Origin of the sequence: Halomonas sp. 72, assembly GCF_052379785.1 — a bacterium.
GTDB lineage: Bacteria > Pseudomonadota > Gammaproteobacteria > Pseudomonadales > Halomonadaceae > Vreelandella > Vreelandella citrativorans.
The window spans coordinates 1-15,989 of record NZ_JBQSYY010000005.1 but is presented as its reverse complement, the minus strand read 5'-3'; the positions used below and the strand labels follow the sequence as shown (position 1 = coordinate 15,989).

At 52.6% G+C, this 15,989-nt stretch carries 11 protein-coding genes and 1 pseudogene; 9 read left to right on the top strand and 3 right to left on the bottom strand.

Features of this window, described 5'->3' with window-relative positions:
* Positions 1-4: 4 nt before the first annotated feature.
* The 3 genes from ACT3T6_RS06900 to ACT3T6_RS06890 all read left to right on the top strand — a co-directional run bounded on the left by ACT3T6_RS06900 (position 5) and on the right by ACT3T6_RS06890 (position 2,098).
* Positions 5-550, top strand: coding sequence for a DUF924 family protein (locus ACT3T6_RS06900; protein WP_193053718.1), 546 nt, complete (start codon positions 5-7; stop codon positions 548-550).
* A gap of 36 nt (positions 551-586) precedes the next feature.
* Entirely contained in the window at positions 587-1,621 is a 1,035-nt protein-coding gene (gene rluF / locus ACT3T6_RS06895) for a 23S rRNA pseudouridine(2604) synthase RluF (RefSeq protein WP_193053719.1), read from the top strand.
* Between the two features lie 162 nt (positions 1,622-1,783).
* The gene (locus ACT3T6_RS06890; RefSeq protein ID WP_172116419.1) at positions 1,784-2,098 is read left to right on the top strand and encodes a hypothetical protein; all 315 of its coding nucleotides are present in this window, start codon (positions 1,784-1,786) and stop codon (positions 2,096-2,098) included.
* Positions 2,099-2,175: 77 nt separating this feature from the next.
* On the opposite strand, the gene ACT3T6_RS06885 is transcribed toward ACT3T6_RS06890, so the two are convergent.
* From ACT3T6_RS06885 to ACT3T6_RS06875, 3 genes are read right to left on the bottom strand one after another with little or no spacing between them, the layout of a single operon-like run.
* Positions 2,176-2,835 (bottom strand): anthranilate synthase component II, encoded by a 660-nt coding sequence (locus ACT3T6_RS06885; protein ID WP_193053720.1) that lies wholly within the window; start codon positions 2,833-2,835, stop codon positions 2,176-2,178.
* The gene (locus tag ACT3T6_RS06880) at positions 2,832-4,244 is read right to left on the bottom strand and encodes an anthranilate synthase component I family protein (RefSeq protein WP_193053721.1); all 1,413 of its coding nucleotides are present in this window, start codon (positions 4,242-4,244) and stop codon (positions 2,832-2,834) included. Before ACT3T6_RS06880 ends, ACT3T6_RS06885 begins: the two co-directional genes overlap by 4 nt.
* Before the next feature lie 3 nt (positions 4,245-4,247).
* Positions 4,248-4,520 carry a Trp family transcriptional regulator gene (locus ACT3T6_RS06875; protein ID WP_087109185.1) on the bottom strand — a complete coding sequence of 91 codons (273 nt, stop codon included), beginning with the start codon at positions 4,518-4,520 and terminating at the stop codon, positions 4,248-4,250.
* 225 nt (positions 4,521-4,745) lie between these two features.
* On the opposite strand from ACT3T6_RS06875, the gene ACT3T6_RS06870 reads away from it, so the two are divergent.
* From ACT3T6_RS06870 to ACT3T6_RS06845, 6 genes and pseudogenes are all read left to right on the top strand, one after another.
* Entirely contained in the window at positions 4,746-6,632 is a 1,887-nt protein-coding gene (locus ACT3T6_RS06870; RefSeq protein ID WP_193053722.1) for a monovalent cation:proton antiporter-2 (CPA2) family protein, read from the top strand.
* A 443-nt stretch (positions 6,633-7,075) separates the two neighbouring features.
* On the top strand, positions 7,076-7,708 hold the full coding sequence (locus tag ACT3T6_RS06865; RefSeq protein WP_193053723.1) for a hypothetical protein: 633 nt from the start codon (positions 7,076-7,078) through the stop codon (positions 7,706-7,708).
* A 23-nt stretch (positions 7,709-7,731) separates the two neighbouring features.
* Entirely contained in the window at positions 7,732-9,663 is a 1,932-nt protein-coding gene (locus ACT3T6_RS06860; protein ID WP_193053724.1) for a flotillin family protein, read from the top strand.
* 136 nt (positions 9,664-9,799) lie between these two features.
* Complete coding sequence (locus ACT3T6_RS06855) at positions 9,800-14,734, top strand: DNA repair ATPase (protein WP_226911983.1); 4,935 nt, start codon at positions 9,800-9,802, stop codon at positions 14,732-14,734.
* A gap of 77 nt (positions 14,735-14,811) precedes the next feature.
* Complete coding sequence (locus ACT3T6_RS06850; RefSeq protein ID WP_193053726.1) at positions 14,812-15,087, top strand: PAAR domain-containing protein; 276 nt, start codon at positions 14,812-14,814, stop codon at positions 15,085-15,087.
* 630 nt (positions 15,088-15,717) lie between these two features.
* Positions 15,718-15,900: pseudogene (locus ACT3T6_RS06845) on the top strand (IS3 family transposase); the annotation flags it as partial.
* Between the last annotated feature and the right edge of the window lie 89 nt (positions 15,901-15,989).

Here is a 15,989-nt window from a genome sequence, read left to right as displayed (position 1 = left end):
GGCAATGAATTTGGATGCTCAAGCGGTGTTGCAGTTCTGGTTTAATGAACTAACCCCGGCGCAGTGGTTTAAGAAAGACGCCGAGATGGACGCCGCTATCATGGCGCGTTTTGGAGAGCTGCACGGCCATGTTGCCCAGTGCGAATGTTATACATGGCGGGATACACCGCAGGGGCGTCTGGCCGAAATTATTGTGCTTGATCAGTTTTCGCGCAATATGTACCGCGATAATGCCCGCGCGTTTGCGTTTGATGCGCTCGCGCTTGCTCTCGCCCAGGAAGCCGTGGCAGCAGGTGCCGACATGGCGTTAACGCCTGAAGAGCGCAGCTTTTTATATATGCCCTATATGCATAGTGAATCGAAAACGATTCATGCCCAGGCAATGGTGCTGTTCGACCAGCCTGGGCTTGAAAACAATCTTGATTTTGAAGTTCGTCATAAGGCGATTATTGACCGCTTTGGTCGTTACCCTCATCGCAATATGCTATTGGGGAGAGCGTCCAGCGATGAAGAAATCGCCTTTCTAGAACAGCCTGGCTCCTCTTTCTAGCGGCGCTTTTATCCACTTTTAGCCTTACGGCGTGTTATGTCATTACGAAAATCGACTCGAATCAATAAATATATTAGTGAAAGCGGCCTTTGCTCGCGCCGTGAGGCAGACCGCTATGTAGAGCAGGGCAATGTCTGGATCAACGGCCGTCGTGCGACAACCGGTGACCAGGTAATGGCTGGTGACCGTGTAAAGGTGAACGGTCAGGAAATTGAGCCCCAGGAGGAAGAGGACTTTATTCTGATTGCGCTCAATAAGCCTGTCGGTATTGTGAGCACGACTGAATCGAGTGAAAAAGACAATATTGTTGAGTTTGTAAAGCATGGGACACGTATTTTCCCCATTGGTCGGCTGGATAAAGACTCCCAAGGGCTGATCTTTTTAACCAATAATGGGGATCTGGTTAATAAAATTCTCCGTGCCAACAACAATCACGAAAAAGAGTACCAGGTAACGGTTAACAAGCCGATTACGGAGGAATTTGTTGAGGGGATGCAAAAGGGTGTGCCGATTCTTGGCCAGGTCACCAAGAAGTGCCAGGTGAAGAAAGTGTCCACTTTTGTGTTTACTGTCACGCTAGTGCAGGGGTTAAATCGTCAGATACGCCGGATGTGCGAATACTTCGGTTATGACGTTACCCAATTAATACGCACGCGGATCATGAATGTGTCTTTGAAGGGGCTGGCACTGGGTGACTGGCGTGATTTAACGCCCAAAGAGGTGGAGACCATCATTGCCCTGACGGAGAGCGCTGACAGTAGTGCAGCGCCTCCTAAACCGGCTAAGCCGAAAGCCAAGCCTCGGGTACCTAATGGGCAGCGTCCACGTAAGGAAAAACCGGGAGCAGGGGAAAAATCCGCTAGCGCTGGCAAAGCGGCGGGCAGTAAAACGCGCTCAAACACCAAGGGCAAGCCCGGTACTTCCAAAGCTCACCCTAATGCAAAAACCGCAGCAGGGGGAAAATCTGCAGCCCAAGGCAAGCGTAGTAGTAAGTCTTTTGGTAAAGGGCAGCCCGGGGCAGGTAAACCAGCCGCGCGAGGAAAAGCGCCGCGCCCCAAAACGAAACGCTAGGCTTTTTAAGCGCTTGCATGGATTAGCCAGGAAACATTCAAAATAAGCGAAGGAGACTTGGGAATCAAAAAATTGCGATAAGGTAAAGTTGCTGAAAACACCTTGTCCCTTCGTGAAAGTGCCAACTAAGGTATTGATACTTGGATATCATTGGAGGACCTTATGATGGCAGAGCATAATCTTCAAGATGCCACCGTTTATACCCAGGACGGTAGTGCGCTAGGCACGGTTTCAGATGACAGTGCTGAAACAAAAGTTGAGATACTCAAGGCCGGGGGAAGCCGTATTTGGGTCGAACGGCATGACCTGAAAGAGTGTGATGGTCAGTGGACACTGGCTGAAAACTACACGGTTTACTCGGCTGATAACGTCAATGGCGACTGGACGGAAGGAGGGGTGGACGACACGGTTGATGACACCTTTCCAGCCAGTGATCCGCCCTCATTTACATTAGGCGATGAAGGTAAGGGGCGTTAAACCTCTCGCCAACATTAAAAAGCGGGAGACGTCATTAAACGGCCTCCCGCTTTTTTTGTGGCGTGTTTTAAGATGAATTATGCCAGCAAGAAGTTGGCAATCAGCTCTTTACCCCCTTCGGTGGCAAAGGATTCGGGGTGAAACTGAATGCCGTGGATCGGATAGTCGCGGTGTTTGACGCCCATCAGCTCGAACTCCCCAGCGGCTTCCCAGTGCTCTCGCTGTTCAAAGTGGGCCGCCTCCAGGCTACCCACCGCAGCGGTCACTTCCAGGCAGTCGGGTAGCGAACCTGCATCAGCAATTAGCGAGTGGTAGCGCATCACCTCAAGCTGGTCCGGCACGCCTTTAAATACCGACTGCTGAGTATGCGTAACGGGGCTGATCTTGCCGTGCATGGGAAGCGGTGCTTTCACCACTTGGCCGCCAAACACATGAACAATCCCCTGCATCCCCAGGCAGACACCTAACAGCGGAGTGGTCTTCCCCAGCTCTTTGATGACCTCTGCGCAGACGCCGAAGTAGCGTGGGTCGTCTGGCGAGCCAGGCCCCGGCGAAATAATAATACGGTCCGGCGCCATCGCCACAATATCGGTAAATTGAATCTGGTCGTTGCGCTTTACCACAATCTCAAAATCATTGACCGCGCCACGGTTTTTTTCTGTGGTGAGAATCTCGCCAATAAATTGGTACAGGTTGTAGGTGAACGAATCGTAGTTATCGATGATTAACACTTTCATGCCAGGCTCTCCGAATCCATAAAGGGGGCTAAGGCTTTACGCGTGCCGGCAAATTTACGGCGTATTTCTTCATACTCATCGGCGGCGTTACTATCAAACACGTTGCCACCACAGGTCTGCACATAGGCCCGCTCGCCGTTGACAAACACGGTACGAATCGGGATCGCAAAAGTGCAGTCACCGTTAAACGAAAACTGGCCAACCGCGCCGCCGTAAGGGCCCCGGCCATCGTTTTCCAGGTCATCGATAATTTTCATGGCTTCAATTTTGGGTGCACCGGTAAGCGTGCCCGCAGGGAAGTTGCTGGCCAAGGCGCTAAACATGTCTTCGCCCTCGGCAATAATGCCGACGATTTCGCTGGAAATATGTTGAACATGGCTAAAGCGCTTAATGTCCATCAGGCTGCGCACCTTGACCGTGCCAAACTGGGCAACCCGACCAATATCATTGCGATGTAGATCAACGATCATATTGTGCTCGGCAATCTCTTTAGGATCGTTAAGCAGGGTACGGGCCAGCTGAGTATCTTCCTGGGGCGTTTGGCCTCGGGTGGTGGTGCCTGCCAGCGGGAAAGTTTCCATTTCACCCTGGCGCAAGCGGAAGAGAAGCTCGGGACTTGCACCGACCAGCTTCTGATCACCAAACTTCATGTAGTACATCTGAGGGGAAGGGTTAATCGTGCGCAGCTGGTCGTACAGAGCGACCGTATCGCCCTCGATACGAAAGCGCTTTTTAAACCCGACTTCACACTGGAACACCTTGCCGTCGATAATATCCTGCTTGACCTTGGCGACCGCTGCGGCGTGTTCTGCTTGGCTCATGGTGTCGCCAAGCGCGGTAATTTTCAGGTCGTCGCTCTCGATATCCTCAGCGTCGATAAGCGTTTGCAGGAAATCAGAGCGGCTATGGTCGTAATAGAAGTAGGTTACCTCGCCGGTCATCTTATCGAGGATAAGCCCATCTTTATAAAGCCCAAAGCGAAACGTATCGAAGTCATCATTGGCTTTTAAGGAAAGCGTAGGCTCGAAATACTGCATCGCATCGTAGCCTAAATAGCCGCTTAGCCCACCGGCATATTTTCGCGAAATAATATTTTGCGGGATCAGGCTGCGCAGTAATTCATAAGGATTATCGCTTGAGTAGTGCTCGGCCTTGCCTGCACGACCCTCGATGGTCAGCGTTTGGCCATTCGCGTAAATGGTATATTCAGGATCAAATCCAATGATTGAATGACGGGCGATGTGGCTGTCTTCACCCAGCGATTCAAGCATGTAACAGGTATCGAACTGCTTCTCTATTTTTTTGAATAGGCCAAAAAAGTCACAGTCTGCGGCAAGCGTTACGTAGTGGGGCTTACGCGACAGAGTAAACGGACGCGGGCTAGCATCTGATTGGGCGTGGATAGTCATGATTCAGCGATCCAGTAATGAGTGAGAAGTGCCTAGCGCGCGCGAGCCGCGAGAAACCGTCGCAATGCCGACTCCCAGCAATTCAGCAATTTTGCGGTGTGGTACGCCATCACGCAGTAAATTAAAAATCTGCAGGCGTTTGCTGATTTCCTGGTACTCTGCAGGCGTCAGAAGGCTTTCAAGTGCTTCATTCATGGCCTCAGAACTATCAATGGCCACAAGGTAATTAATCAATTCAGTTTGGTAAACATCATCGGTAGAACTGGATATAGGCATGCGCGCACCAATAGTTGAATGCCGTACTAGTGTACTAGTACGATATATTGGTTGGCGAAGAAGTCAAGTCGTTCGAGGGGCAAGTCACTCAAAGAGCAAGTCGTTCGATGGAATAGCCCTACGAGTAATTTGGTGCAGCAAGGGCAGGGCACTGGCGTATCAAGTGCGAAGCATTAACGGGCGCTCATCGTCTAATATAGCGATATCTCGTTTAAGGAGTGCGGTATGACGGCCTATTTTATTCAAGCATTTATCTACCTTTTGGCGGCAGTCATTGCGGTGCCACTGGCCAAGCGGCTGGGTTTGGGGTCAGTGTTGGGCTATCTTATTGCCGGGGTTACCATTGGCCCGGTATTTGGCTTGGTCGGGCAGGAAACCAACACCATTCAGCACTTTGCCGAGTTTGGTGTGGTCATGATGCTGTTTCTGGTCGGTATGGAGCTTGACCCCAAAAGCCTTTGGGCGATGCGGGTTCGCTTGGTCGGCCTTGGTGGCTTGCAAGTAATCATTACCGCAGCGGCAGGTACGCTGATTGCCTGGTGGTTAGGTCTGGTATGGCAAACCGCGCTAACCGTCGGGTTGATTTTTGCGCTCTCTTCTACCGCTATTGTGTTGCAAACCCTCAATGAAAAAGGCCTGGCGAAAACCGAAGGCGGGCGTAGCGCGTTTTCCGTTCTGCTTTTTCAGGATATAGCGGTTATCCCGATGCTGGCGCTTATTCCGCTTTTAGCACTGCCCGAATTAATGGGGGCACCAGGTGGTGAGCCCGACCATGGTAGCTTCAATTTGGTCGCGCACCTGACTGGCTGGACCCATGCGCTAGTGGTGGTAGGCTCCATTGCTGCGGTGATACTTGGTGGGTATTACCTGGGGCCGTTGCTCTTTCGTTATGTGGTGGGCGCAGGGCTTCGTGAAGTATTTACCGCCACGGCGCTGATGGTGGTTATCGGTATTGCAGCACTTATGAGCCTGGTGAATTTATCGCCAGCACTGGGGGCATTCTTGGCCGGTGTCGTGCTTGCCAACAGTGAGTTTAAGCATGAGCTGGAAGCCAATATCGAGCCCTTTAAAGGTTTACTGCTGGGGCTATTCTTCATCACTGTTGGTGCAGGCATTAATTTCGATGTGCTGGCGGCCGAGTGGGCCACCGTCGTGTCGTTGGGTATTGCCGTCATTGCTGTTAAAGCGGTCGTGTTATTGGCGCTTGCCTGGTTGTTCAAGATCAAGGGAAGCAACTTTTGGCTCTTTGCGCTGAGCCTGGCCCAGGCGGGCGAGTTTGGCTTTGTACTGCTGACCTACAGCGTACAAAGCAGCGTGATACCAGCAGATACCGCGCAAGTGCTCTCGCTGGTCGTCGCCCTTTCAATGTTTTTAACGCCGCTCCTGTTTATTGCTTATGACCGCTTGGTGCTGCCGCACTATCTGGTTGCAAAAGAGGGCCGAGATGCCGATGCCATTGAGGAACAGGCGCCCGTTATCATTGCGGGAGTAGGGCGCTTTGGGCAAATCATCTGCCGCCTGCTGCGGGCCAATAATATCCCGATGGTAGTGCTTGATCTTGAGCTGGAGCAGATCGAAAACTCTCGTCGAATCAATATTAAAAGCTACTTCGGCGATGCCAGCCGTTCTGACCTGTTGGAAAGGGCGGGGATTGAAAGCGCCCGCCTTTTGGTGGTCGCCATTGATGATCGTGAGCGTGCTGTACAGATGACTCAACACGTAAAACACTACTATCCCAACGTGTGGGTGCTGGCGCGCGCTTTTGACCGTGGGCATGGTTATCAACTGCGTGAAGCCGGGGCCGATGATGTGGTGAGTGAAACGTATCATTCCGCACTAGAGCTTGGCGGCCATGCACTATCGGCCATGGGCGTACATCCCATGCGGGCCAAGCAAATGACTTGGTCATTTGTACAAAATGAAGAAGCCCATGAAGACGAACTGTTTGAGGCTTGGAAAGAGATCGAAGGCGGCATCAGCTTTAGCCCGCGTTATGGTGAGCTATTTATGAAACTGGAGGAGTCACTGAATAGCGCGATGCAGCAGGACTGGCAGGAACCCAAACGTGAGGATGTGCCGATTTGGACAGCACCCGATAAAAACGAGCATTAAGATAAGCGAAGAGACAGTAATACCCCCCATTTTAGAGGAGTTCAAAAGTAGGGATGGTCTGAGTAATTGCTAGTATTCACCCACTCTCATTTGAGTAGGCAAAAAAATGAAAATTCAGATGCAGTTGACGGTGGCATATTATCGCTGATGTCAGATACTTTTTTAGAGTCTCTTTAAGCCAATCTCTTTGTAAGACATTCGCTATGGCATTTGTAAGCAATATCGCAAATAGCCACTGATTTGTTGATATTAATAAGCATTCCTGTAGTTTCGTCTGGTCGATTTTAGGGGGTGTTCAGCGTTTGCTGTTCGGATTGGTTGCCTGCATTGAACAGTGCGATATCGTTTCCGCTTTGCACTGCCCTTACCGATACGAAAAGGATTTATTAGAGCGGCATCGCTTGGTGGTGGCGCTTACGCTCTGTTTAAGGAATCTCAGGCACATGCCTCTATTTTTTTCTATTATCACTGGTTTTCCAACCGTCATTTTTACCGTGCTGTTAAGCATTGCCGTTATTTATTGGCTTATTTCGCTATCCGGTATGGTCGATAGTGATGTGCCAGAGGGAGACTTGGGCGGTGATGGCGCCATGGGGGTCGGCGGTTTGCTGGCAACGCTGGGTCTTCAGGGTGTACCACTGCCGTTAGTGATTACGCTCGTCGCTTTAGGCGGCTGGTTATTTAGTTATTTTGGTGAGCTTCTTTTAGGCGCACACCTTAGTCCTGGTTTATTACTTTGGCTTTTTCATATTGTCTTACTTCTGGCTAGTTTTGCCATAGGCATCTTCGTCACCTCTTTTGTGGTTCGCCCTTTACGCCCTCTATTTAAACCTGCCCAGCATCTGTCTGCTGAGAAGCGCTTAACCGGTACGCTGTGTACAGTGCGTTCTGGCAGTGTTGATAGAGCGCGGGGCCGAGCCGATGCCTATATCGAAGGTGACCACCTGATATTACAGATTCGCAGTGATACGCCCTTAGCGCGCGGCGACCGCGCCATTCTAATTCACTATCTCGCCGACGAAGACGCTTACTGGGTAATGCCTGAGAAAGACTTTAAAACCGGCTTAGCCGATTAACTGCTTGGATGTAGGAGAAGAAAATGGACTTATCGTGGGTTATGCCGCTGTTAGTAGGCATTGGCGTTATTGTCGTCGCTATCATGGCGCTCTTATCACTGTTCAAGGCGTTTTACCGCAAGATTGATCAGGGCGAGACGCTGATCGTCAATGATCTCTCGACGACACCTAAGGTGTATTTCACCGGCGCGATGGTACTGCCGGTTATTCACCGTGCGGAAATCATGAAGATTTCCGTCATCACCCTTGAGCTAAACCGTACCGGTAAAGAGGGCTTGATCTGCCGCGATAACTTGCGCGCCGATATCAGCGTTGCCTTTTATCTGCGCGTGAATGCGACCGCCGAAGATGTGCTGCGGGTAGCCAAGTCGGTGGGCGTGAATCGGGCGTCTGACCGCGATGCAGTGAATGAGCTGTTCAATGCCAAATTCAGCGAAGCGTTAAAGACCGTCGGTAAAAAGATGGACTTCATGCAGCTGTTTGATGAGCGCCAGCAGTTCCGTGATGCCATCGTCGAAACCATTGGTCAGGATCTGAACGGCTATGTGCTTGAAGATGTCGCGATCGACTATCTGGAGCAGACGCCTAAAAACTCGCTTGATCCACATAACATTCTGGATTCTGAAGGTATCAAGTGCATCACCGAAATTACGGCGAAGCACAATGTTGAAACCAACCGTTTGGAGCGTGATCAGGAACTCGAAATTCAGCGCAAGAATGTCTCGGCCCGCGAAGCAGCGTTAGAGCTTGAGCGTACCCAAGCCGATGCGGAGGCTCGTCAGCGCCGTGAGATCGAAAGCCTGCGTTCGCGTGAAGAGTCAGAAGCCGAGCAGGTGCTTCATCAGGAGCGTTCCAAGAGTGAAGCGGCGCGTATCAAGACGGATGAAGAGCTGGCGATTGCCGACGAGAACAAGCAGCGGCAGATTGAAATGGCCTCCAAGGCGCGCGAGCGTGCCGTACAAATTGAGGAGGTGCGGATCCGTCAGGCCAGAGAGCTTGAAGACGTTAACCGCGAGCGCGCGGTAGAAATTGAGCGTATCGGCATGGAAAAAGCGCTGGAAGAAGAGCGCAAAGAAATTGCCGATATTACCAGCCAGCGTATCGCCGTTGAGCGGAATGTGGCTGAAGAAGAAGAGAACATCAACGATGTGCGCAACCGCGCCGAAGCCGAGCGTAAGAAAGTCACTAGCCTGACGGCGGCGCAGGCGGTTGCCGAAGAGAGCAAGCTCAAGGAAGTGCGCGCAGCCGAAGCGGCGTTTGAGCGTTCTAAACTTGAAGCCGAAGAGACCATCATCCGTGCTCAGGCGGAGCTGGATTCTGCCGAGAAGCGCGCTGCGGCCGAAGAGAAGCAGGCACGTGGTCAGCAGGCGTTGCTGGCAGCAGATGGTTTGGCCGAAGCCCAAGTACTTGAAGCCCGCGCTCACGCCCAGCGTAGCGAAGGCATGGCCTTGGCCGAAGTGAAAACCGCGACGGCAAAAGCCGATGAAGATGCAGGTATGGCGGAAGTGCGCGTGCTTGAACAGCGCCTAGAAGCGGAAGCAATGGGCGAAGAGAAGCTGGGTACCGCTAAAGCCCAGGCCCGTGAAGCGATGGCTAAGGCCGAAGCGAACGGCCTGGTCGAGAAACTGCGTGCTTACGACAACATGTCTGAAGAGGCGCGCCACTTTGAAGAATTCCGCATGAACCTGGAGGTTCATGAGAAGGAAGTCATGGCGCAAATTGAAGCACAGCGCACGGGCATGCTCGAAAATGGCAAGGTCATGTCGGCGGCTCTGCACAACGCCAAGTTCGAACTGATTGGCGGCGACGGCGATATCTTCGAAAAATTTGCCACCGGCCTTGGCTATGGCAAGACGGTGCAGGGGGTACTCGACAAGTCCCCGGCGCTTCAAGCCACGCTGGCAGGCCTTGCCAGCCGTGCTATGGGGTCGAGCAAGTCCTCGGAATCAGCCTGATAAAAGAGGCGGCTCATCAAGAGCCGCTTTGCTTGGCATGATGCAGCCGAATAACCCGTAGCCTTCCCAAGACCGCATGTTCATCACGCTGCGGTCTTTGCTATTTCGCTTGAGCACTTTTTTCAGGATGAACACTATGTCGAAGGACGCTATGTCGAAGGAGCCGTCGTCGGTCGAGAATATTGTTAGAGAAAGCACGGCATTCGAGACCATTCAACGCCGCCTGAGAACTCAGGGCAGTGAGCTGAATACATCCGTCGGTCAGTTGAACGAAGCGCGCGCAGACGTTTTTGGAAGCAGCAGCATGGCGCTGTTAGGCCGTGCCCGGGTGCGTACTGAAAACAACGCTATCGCTCGCGACATGGTGCGCATTGGTGACCAAATTTTATTTGGGTTCAACGTGCAGTTGGGGCTACGTAAAGCCTTGGATGCTAACGATATTTTTTCGCTTTACCATCTCAAGGACGATGAAGACGGATTAGAGCTGACAGAAGCGCCTCTCACGGACAGCTTTTTAACCGATGAGCAGTTCACTCGGGACTTTCGGGAACTGCAGCAGTACTACAGTCACGCCACGCTGGTGCAGCTGGTAACGCTAAATAACAAACTGCTGATTGCTTTTCAGATTGGTGAAAAGCTCAGTGATGTGCGGGTTTTTCGGTGGGAGTTGACGGCTCAGGGTGAGGTAAGCCGTTATATCGATAATCGCGGTGAACGCGATCTGGTGTTTCCAGAGCGGTTCGCTTTTGCCTGGCAAGAGGCGGGGCGCGATTTGCAGGAGCAGGGGCGCGCGCCTCACCTGAATATTCTTGATGCCGTGTTCGTGGATAATCTGCGCGGTAACATTACATTCAAAATCGAAAATAACACCAGTAGCGGCGAAGGCATCTTTACCGATCCGGTCGACTCTGACTCCCAGTCCCTGGACGATGCCACCTTTGAATACGCCGACCTGGGCGCGGTATTGCTTATCCGCATTCTGCCTTTTAGCGAAAAGCAGTGGCGTTACTATCTTTTTAACCGCGCTGAGCAACACGTTAAGCGTGTCGATGCCATGGCGGGGTCGGTGATTGAGCTGCCGGAAAATCATGGCCTGATTTTCCCATCGGGGTTCTACCTGAATACGGGCGAATTAACCACCTATGAAGTGCCTGAAGAGGATCTACGTTTCAAGCGCATGGTGCGCTCGCCTAATGGTGAAGATGTTCTTTACGTCTTCTATGCACCGCAAACCGGGCAGGTGGTGCTGTACCGCTATAACCTGATTCGTAAACAGGTGGATGCACCGATGGTTGGCCACGGAGTGGCACTGCTTGAAAACGGACACCTGGCGATATTCTATGCCGAAGAAGAGCCGACGCTGGTTCATCCCATCCAGGTCTGGGCCACGCCGTTTATGTCGGAGCGATTCCATGCGCAAGACGCGGTGCGTAACGATACGCCGCTTGGGCGAATCGGTAACCCGGAACTGGTGCGCGGTATCGCTGAGCTCAACAGCATCGTTCAGTTATCCAGCGAACAGCAGGCGACCGAGCGGCATTTCAACGCCATTATTCGCCGCGTCGACCGAACGCTGAATCAGTTTTACTGGATTGGCGAACCTGACTTTAGCGCTATCCATAAGGCGCTCGAACAACTCAAGCATACCGCTGAGTTGATGCTCGACGAATACGAAAAAGTACAGGCTATCCGCGCTCAGACCGCTCAAGCGCTTGATGAGGTAGGTAAACAGCAGGCCGATTTACTGCGTGAGCTGAAACCCAGCAGCTGGAAAGCGCCCGATGTCTTCGTGACCTATCTGAAGCGGTTGCGCGATCATCGTGGGCGGTTAATGGCGCTGCGAGAACGTCGTTACCTTGACGAAGAGCGCCTGAAAACGCTGGAACAAGCCTTGGACAAGGCTGAAGCATCGCTGACACAGCAGACCTTTACCTTTCTGGCTCAGCCTGAAGCGCTGGATGGCTACCGTGAAACCCTGGCAGAGCTTAAGGCGCAGGTGGGTGAGGCAGAAACCCGCCAGCAGTTGGCGGAATATGTCGCGCGTTATCGTGAGCTGACCTCAGGACTGGATATGATCCAAGGGCTGCTGTCTTCCATGTCGGGGGGCGATGCCATTGAGCAGACGCGCATTACCGAAAATATTTCGAGTATTTATGCGTCTATTAACCAGCAGCGTTCCGAAGCGGAGATTCGCCTGCGCGAGCAGGGCAGTGCCGAAGCCCAGGCGCAGTTTGCAGCGCAAATCCGTCTGTTCGAGCAAAGCCTTGCCAATGGGGTAGGGGCGTTACGCGAGCCGGACGATTGCGACCAGCTAATGACCCGTATGCTCGACCAACTGCAGGAGCTGGAGAGTCAGTTCGGCGAGTTCGATGAGTTTCTAACCACGATTCTTGAACAGCGTGAAAGCGCTCATGAAAGCATCGAAGGGCGGCGCCAACAGCTCCAGGATGAACGCCAGCGCCGTGTGTCCACCTTGGCCGATGCCAGTCAGCGCATTCTATCCAACGTTACACGCCGCACGGAGCGCTTTGAAACGCTGGAAGAGTTGCATAGCTTCTTTGCCGCCGATGCCATGGTGGGAAAAGTGCGCAGCATGGTGGATGAGCTGCGCAATATAGGTGCCAACCTTGAGGCGGATGATATCGCCGGGCGGTTGCGTGCGTCGCAGGATGCAGCGATGCGCAGTGTGCGAGACCGTGCCGATATTTATGAATCCGGTGGCAACGTCATTCGCTTGGGGCCGCGTCATCGTTTTAGTGTTAACCAGCAGAACCTTGATCTGACGCTGGTGCCCCGTGATGAGCGCATTATGCTGCATCTGACGGGTACTCAATATTACGAGCCTCTTGAAGATCCCCGCCTAACGGAGCTGCATGATTACTGGAACATGTCGCTGCCTTCGGAAAGCCGCGCTGTCTATCGCGCTGAGTACCTCGCCTATCTGTTTATGCAGACGCTGTCGACGCCGGGGGCCAAGCAGGTCAATGTCGAAGATATTGAAGAACTGCAGCGAAAAATCGCCAATTTTGCCTCCCCACGCTACCGAGAAGGCTATGAGAAAGGCATTCATGATCATGATGCTGCGCTGATCGTGCGTACGCTGTGGCCTGCGCGCCAAAGCGCGGGGCTGCTTGGATTTGGACCGCTGCCCAGGTCGTTGGCGATGCTCTTTTGGGCGGGTCGTCTGCGCGATGAAAACGCTGCGCGCAACCTAAGGGCACGCTGTCTGTCAGCCGGTATTTTGTGTCGGATCATGGATAACGACGATTTGATTCACGCCTTGATGCAAGAGGTTGAGCCGCAGTTGGAGGCGTTCCTTAAGACGCATCAGCTTGCTTACTCACCGAGCCAATTGGCCAGTGCCAATGAGTATCTAGTGCGCCAACTGGCAGAAGAGGGCGAGAGTTTTCCGGTTACGCAGTACGCTGCCAGTTTGGTGGAGAGCTTTATCACCACTATGCAGCGCCAAGGGCACTATGCGCATTTTCAAGAGGCATTGGCCGTTGTCACGGGCCAACCCGGCGCACGTTGGACGATCACATCGCACTGGCTTCAAGCCCATGCCCGGCAAGCCAAACAAGAGGCATGGCTGCATTACCTGCCCGAAGCCATTGCCATGCTCAACACCGCTGACCGGCTTAAAAGTGTTCCGCACAGCGTTGAGCTAGCCTTCACCGTTGAGGGCCTGCTGGGCCAGCACGAGCGGCTTGGCCAACAGCAGCTGGCGTTACAATTAGATGATTTTCAGGAGCGGTTACGTCACCACCAGCAGGTCGTTATTCGAGACTGGTCAGCGCTTCAAGAGCGGCGTCAGGGTATCCTCCGCGAGCAGCGCGAGCGCTTACGACTAGAAGAGTACACGCCCAAACCGCTCAACTCCTTCGTGCGCAACAAGCTTATTACCGAAAGCTACCTGCCGATCATTGGCGATAACCTTGCCAAACAGATGGGCACCGTGGGGGATAACCGGCGTACCGACAACAGCGGTCTGTTGATGATGATTTCTCCGCCCGGCTACGGTAAAACCACCTTGATGGAGTATGTTGCCAACCGCTTGGGGCTGATCTTTATGAAGATCAACTGCCCAAGTCTTGGCCATGATGTTACTTCGCTAGATCCTGAAGCTGCTACGCACTCCACTGCCCGCGCTGAGCTCGTTAAACTCAATTTGGCGTTTGAGATGGGTAATAACGTCATGCTCTACCTTGATGATATTCAGCATACACACCCTGAATTTCTACAGAAATTTATCTCACTATGCGATGGCAGCCGACGCATTGACGGTATATGGAACGGGCGCACCAAAACCTATGATATGCGTGGAAAACGCTTCTGTATCGCCATGGCGGGTAACCCATATACGGAAAGCGGGGATGTCTTCAATGTGCCCGATATGCTCGCCAACCGCGCCGATGTATATAACCTGGGTGACGTGTTAAGCGGTATGGAGGAGGTGTTCGCGCTCTCCTATATCGAGAACTCGATGAGCGCCAACACGGTGCTGGCGCCGCTGGCAACACGGGGGCTGGACGACTTCTACCGGTTTGCTGATGTGGCTGCAGGGCGCGAGGTTCCCAGCACCGATTTTGAACACGATTACAGCGCTGCTGAGCGTGAAGAGATCGTAGCCGTGTTGAAAAACATGTTCAAAGTGCGCGAAGTGGTTTTACGCGTCAATCAGCAGTATATCGCCTCCAGCGCCCAGGCTGATGAGTACCGTACCGAGCCTCCTTTCCGGCTTCAAGGCAGTTACCGGAACATGAATCGTCTGGCAGAAAAGATATCGCCTATTCTCAGTGAGAGTGAGCTTGAAGCCATCATTGACGACCACTACGTAGGTGAAGCGCAATTGCTCACTCAAGGGGCTGAAGAGAACCTTTTAAAGCTGAAGGAGCTGCGCAATACGTTGGACGACGAAGAGCGCCAACGTTGGGAGAGCATCAAGCGGGAGTTCCAGCGCCGACAGTTAACGGGCGGAGACGAGGAGACCGGTGCTCTGGTAGTGCGTCAACTGAGTTTGATTGCTGAAGGCATTGGGCAGTGGGGAAAGGCAAGGCCGGAGGAGAGCTAATGTCACTTAACCGTTTTACCTATACGTTTTTCTATTAGATTTAATCAATAAACGTCACCCTCGTCAGGAGCTCTATCATGAGTGGAAAGCCAGCCGCACGTGTTACTGATATGACCTCATGCCCTATACCAGGGCATGGCAAAAACCCATTGGTAAAGGGCTCGCCGGATGTTTTTTATGACAGTTTGTTTGCTGCAAGGCTAGGCGACGAATCCGCATGTGGCAGCCCAATTACTCAAGCAGTTTCATCCACCGTATTTGTCAACGGAAAACCCGCCGCGATGTTGGGTAGTGCTGGCTCCCATGGCAATACCGTTATCACCGGTTCAGGAACGGTCATTATTGGTCAATAACCGTCTCTTTAGGTAGAAGTGCTTATAGCGTTTTCGGTATTGGTCAGTGAACCTCAGAGTCTACAGTGACCGTGAAAAAGCTTAGTTTGGCGGCGATAGTGGTTAGTCAGGTGAAGTATTTCATTTCCCGTGTAAGCTAAGGCAAGGTAGCGCTCTTCCTCATCGAACAGCCTTACCACGGTCTGTTCCGGCGGCAAGTGGGCATAGTCTGGCCGATGGCAGGTGTCGGCCGCTCAACCAAAAGCCGTTGGTCTTCGCGAAGTTCACCATTGCGCGCCCACCGTTGATATGTCCGAGCACTCATGCCCAGTTTGCGGCAGGCGGCCGCTAAACGTGCACCTTGAGCACGGACATTATTGATTAGCGTAATGGCATATCGGCGATCAGGGGTGCTAATTATTCGTCCTCGCCCCCACCAGACCGCCGCTGCTTTTTTTCGCAGCGTTAACAAGACAGCTGTTTTGGCTAACGCACTGGGCTTACGAGTCAGTTCTTTCTCCAGTACTTTGATACGTTTGCGCTACTGTTTGATCTGTCTTACGCTGGCGTTCTGACTGTGACAGACAGGCCGCCTGATCAATGTTTAAGAAAGAATATCAGAGGGGGCGACACTTATCCTGACACCGGGGGACGCCAGCAGAACGCCATCAAGGTCTTGATAAGGATATTCTGGCCAAACGTCATGCCTTGTATCAGCAGGCCCGAGCCGCACAACCGGAACGTTGGTCAAAAGAGACGAGAAAATGGCAGCCTGTTGGGCCAGTGACACTCAACCCTGAAAGGCCTGAGGTAGCGCAGAAGGAAGCTGCATAAATGAATGGTCTACGCGACAACTACGTTGACAAACACCGCAGGGCTGCAACTGTTTATTGAATCCAAGTTTTGAAGCTATCATAGCTTAT

Coding starts and splice junctions, on each gene's coding strand:
- ACT3T6_RS06900 (WP_193053718.1), top strand. CDS start 5: ATGAATTTGGATGCTCAAGCGGTGTTGCAGTTCTGGTTTAATGAACTA.
- rluF (WP_193053719.1), top strand. CDS start 587: ATGTCATTACGAAAATCGACTCGAATCAATAAATATATTAGTGAAAGC.
- ACT3T6_RS06890 (WP_172116419.1), top strand. CDS start 1,784: ATGATGGCAGAGCATAATCTTCAAGATGCCACCGTTTATACCCAGGAC.
- ACT3T6_RS06885 (WP_193053720.1), bottom strand. CDS start 2,835: ATGAAAGTGTTAATCATCGATAACTACGATTCGTTCACCTACAACCTG.
- ACT3T6_RS06880 (WP_193053721.1), bottom strand. CDS start 4,244: ATGACTATCCACGCCCAATCAGATGCTAGCCCGCGTCCGTTTACTCTG.
- ACT3T6_RS06875 (WP_087109185.1), bottom strand. CDS start 4,520: ATGCCTATATCCAGTTCTACCGATGATGTTTACCAAACTGAATTGATT.
- ACT3T6_RS06870 (WP_193053722.1), top strand. CDS start 4,746: ATGACGGCCTATTTTATTCAAGCATTTATCTACCTTTTGGCGGCAGTC.
- ACT3T6_RS06865 (WP_193053723.1), top strand. CDS start 7,076: ATGCCTCTATTTTTTTCTATTATCACTGGTTTTCCAACCGTCATTTTT.
- ACT3T6_RS06860 (WP_193053724.1), top strand. CDS start 7,732: ATGGACTTATCGTGGGTTATGCCGCTGTTAGTAGGCATTGGCGTTATT.
- ACT3T6_RS06855 (WP_226911983.1), top strand. CDS start 9,800: ATGTCGAAGGACGCTATGTCGAAGGAGCCGTCGTCGGTCGAGAATATT.
- ACT3T6_RS06850 (WP_193053726.1), top strand. CDS start 14,812: ATGAGTGGAAAGCCAGCCGCACGTGTTACTGATATGACCTCATGCCCT.